At 36.4% G+C, this 2866-nt stretch carries 1 protein-coding gene; it reads right to left on the bottom strand.

From position 1 onward, the window contains the following. The coding region (gene rpoB, locus WBQ70_RS04735) for a DNA-directed RNA polymerase subunit beta (RefSeq protein ID WP_423911260.1) at nt 1-2866 on the bottom strand (2866 nt) is incomplete at both ends.

The following is a 2866-nucleotide window of genomic DNA, read 5'->3' as shown; positions in this document are numbered from 1 at the left end:
CTTCAAGTGCCCAAACCTCCATCTCTCCAAAACGCTGACCTCCAAATTGAGCTTTACCTCCAAGTGGTTGTTGTGTAATCAACGAGTATGGTCCGATAGAACGTGCGTGCATCTTATCATCAACCATATGTCCTAATTTCAACATATAAATTACACCTACGGTTGCTGCTTGATGGAAACGCTCTCCTGTACCACCATCATAAAGATGTGTATGTCCAAAACGTGGAATTCCAGCTTCGTCAGTCAATTCATTAATTTGATCAAGTGAAGCACCGTCAAAAATTGGAGTAGCATATTTTCTACCTAATTTCTGTCCAGCCCATCCAAGAACAGTTTCATAAATTTGACCAATGTTCATACGAGAAGGTACCCCTAGTGGATTCAATACGATATCAACTGGTGTTCCATCTTCTAAGAAAGGCATATCTTCATGACGTACAATACGAGCAACAATACCTTTGTTACCGTGACGTCCTGCCATTTTATCTCCCACTTTCAACTTACGTTTCTTAGCGATATAAACCTTAGCTAATTTCAAAATTCCTGATGGTAATTCATCACCAACAGTAATAGTGAACTTCTCTCTTCTTAACGCTCCTTGTAAATCGTTCAACTTAATTTTATAGTTATGAATTAAATCATTCACCATTTTATTAGTTGCATCATCAGCTACCCATTGACCTTTGCTTAAATGAGCAAAATCTTCAACAGCGTAAAGCATTTTTTGAGTGTATTTTTTACCTTTTGGTAAAACTTCTTCACCCAAATCATTCATTACACCTTGTGATGTTTTTCCGTTTACGATTAAGAAAAGTTTTTCAATTAATTTATCTTTTAGTTCAGAAAATTTAACTTCAAAGTCCATTTCAAGTGCTCCTAAAGCATCTTTATCTTGGGTACGTTTGCGCTTATCTTTTACTGCTCTTGCAAATAATTTTTTATCCAAAACAACACCATGAAGTGATGGAGAAGCTTTCAATGAAGCATCTTTTACATCACCTGCTTTGTCTCCGAAGATTGCACGAAGCAATTTCTCTTCAGGAGTAGGATCAGATTCTCCTTTTGGAGTAATTTTACCGATAAGAATATCACCAGGTTTCACCTCGGCACCAATTCTAATCATCCCGTTTTCATCTAAGTCTTTTGTAGCCTCTTCAGAAACGTTAGGAATATCATTCGTTAACTCTTCGTTACCTAATTTTGTATCTCTTACTTCTAATGAGTAATCGTCTACGTGGATTGAAGTAAAGATATCATCACGAACTACTTTTTCAGAAATTACAATCGCATCCTCAAAGTTATATCCTTTCCATGGCATAAACGCTACTTTTAGGTTACGACCTAAAGCAAGCTCACCATTTTGAGTAGCATAACCCTCAGACAATACTTGACCAGGAATCACTCTATCACCTTTTCTTACGATCGGTTTCAAGTTGATACTTGTTCCTTGATTTGTTTTTCTAAATTTAATTAAGTTATAGGTCTTATCATCAGCATCAAAACTTACCATTCTTTCCTCTTCAGAACGATCATATTTGATTGTGATAATATTAGCATCAACATATTCTACAGTACCATGCCCTTCAGCATTAATCAATACTCTAGAATCAGAAGCTACTTGACGCTCTAAACCAGTTCCAACAATTGGAGCTTCAGGACGAATTAATGGTACGGCCTGACGCATCATGTTAGATCCCATCAATGCTCTATTCGCATCATCATGTTCCAAGAAAGGAATCAATGAAGCCGAAATAGATGCAATTTGATTAGGAGCAACGTCTGTATAGTGCAATTCCTTAGGATCAACAACAGGGAAATCGGCATCTTGCTTAGCAATTACATTTTCATCTGTTATTCTTCCATTTTCATCAAAATTAATATTTGCCTGAGCAATTAATTTTTCTTCTTCCTCTTCAGCACTTAAATAGATTGGCTCACTTTTGAAATCAACAACACCATCAGTTACTTTGCGGTAAGGTGTCTCAATGAATCCCATTCCGTTAACTTTAGCATAAACACCAAGAGATGAGATCAAACCAATGTTTGGTCCCTCTGGAGTTTCAATCGGACATAAACGCCCGTAATGCGTATAGTGAACGTCACGAACCTCAAATCCAGCTCTCTCTCTCGAAAGTCCACCTGGTCCTAGGGCTGATAATCTTCTTTTGTGTGTAATCTCAGCTAATGGATTCGTTTGATCCATAAATTGAGACAACTGGTTTGTTCCAAAGAAAGAGTTGATTACTGATGATAATGTTTTTGCATTAATCAAATCAATAGGTGTAAATACCTCGTTATCTCTAACGTTCATTCTCTCGCGAATAGTTCTAGCCATACGTGCTAAACCAACACCGAATTGTTGTGACAATTGTTCTCCAACTGTTCTAACACGACGGTTTGATAAGTGGTCAATATCATCAATATCTGCTTTCGCGTTTATCAACTCAATTAAATACTTCACGATAGTTATGATATCTTCTTTGGTAAGCACTTGCTTTTCCATTGGGATATCCAACTGTAATTTTTTATTCATTCTATAACGACCTACTTCACCTAAGTTGTAACGTTGGTCAGAAAAGAATAATTTATCAATAATACCACGAGCAGTTTCCTCATCAGGCGGTTCAGCGTTACGCAATTGTCTGTAAATATGCTCAACAGCTTCTTTTTCAGAGTTTGTTGGATCTTTTTGTAGCGTATTATGAATGATAGAATAATCTGCTAAATTATTATCTTCTTTGTGCAACAAAATAGACTTTACGTTTGAATCAATGATTTCTTCGACATTATCTTTATCAATAATGGTGTCTCTATCAAGGATAATTTCATTACGTTCAATAGAAACAACTTCGCCAGTATCTTCATC

This window comes from Flavobacterium sp. (assembly GCF_049590715.1).
GTDB lineage: Bacteria > Bacteroidota > Bacteroidia > Flavobacteriales > Flavobacteriaceae > Flavobacterium.
This window is presented reverse-complemented; position numbering and strand designations above follow the sequence as displayed.